This window comes from Autumnicola edwardsiae (genome assembly GCF_031846505.1).
GTDB lineage: Bacteria > Bacteroidota > Bacteroidia > Flavobacteriales > Flavobacteriaceae > Autumnicola > Autumnicola edwardsiae.
The window spans coordinates 1-655 of the sequence record NZ_JAVRHP010000286.1 but is presented as its reverse complement, the minus strand read 5'-3'; the positions used below and the strand labels follow the sequence as shown (position 1 = coordinate 655).

Annotated in this window: 1 protein-coding gene; it reads left to right on the top strand. The window is 37.9% G+C overall.

Annotated features, from left to right (window positions below; all coding sequences use genetic code 11):
- The coding region (locus tag RM529_RS17680; protein ID WP_311486048.1) for a DUF932 domain-containing protein at nt 1–655 on the top strand (655 nt) is incomplete at both ends.

Sequence of the window (655 nt, the reverse complement as noted above, 5' to 3'; positions counted from 1 at the left end):
ATCAGAAATGAAATCCTTAAAAAGTCTGACCCAGATGGAATCCCGACGAGGGCTTGAAAATGCCATTATATCAAACGGCAAAATCGTCAATGTGGTATCGAATAGCTACGGACACATTCCGAATCAACTATTCTTCAAGAAAGCTGAAGAAATGCTGACCGATGCACAACTGAATTTCCACAAACGCACCATCAATAAAAACGACAGGTCGTTTATTACTGACTTTATTATCGATGACAAAAGCCAGTTTACAGTCAAAAATGATGAGGACTTGATACTACCGATGCTTCGGTTTAAAAATTCTTATGATGGAAGTGAGAAGACCTCTGGCCACTTCGGGTTTTATAGAGAGGTTTGTTCAAATGGTCTGCACGTTTCACAAGTGGAAATTGAGTTTTCCATCAAGTACAGTAAGAACAATACTCACCTAATTATGCCGAGGCTAAAAAATCTGTTCGATAAATTTCTGACTAATGAATTCTATACCATTACCAAGAATTTCGACAAGATGAAGGAATTTAAAATCATCGACATACAGGAATTTGTGAAGGCGATTCTCCACAGAACAAAATTGTTTAGATACGAATGTAGCGACAAGAATAGCGGCCCATCAAAAAAGTCTCGTGAAGTCATCGAAATCTTAAACTACGAAGCA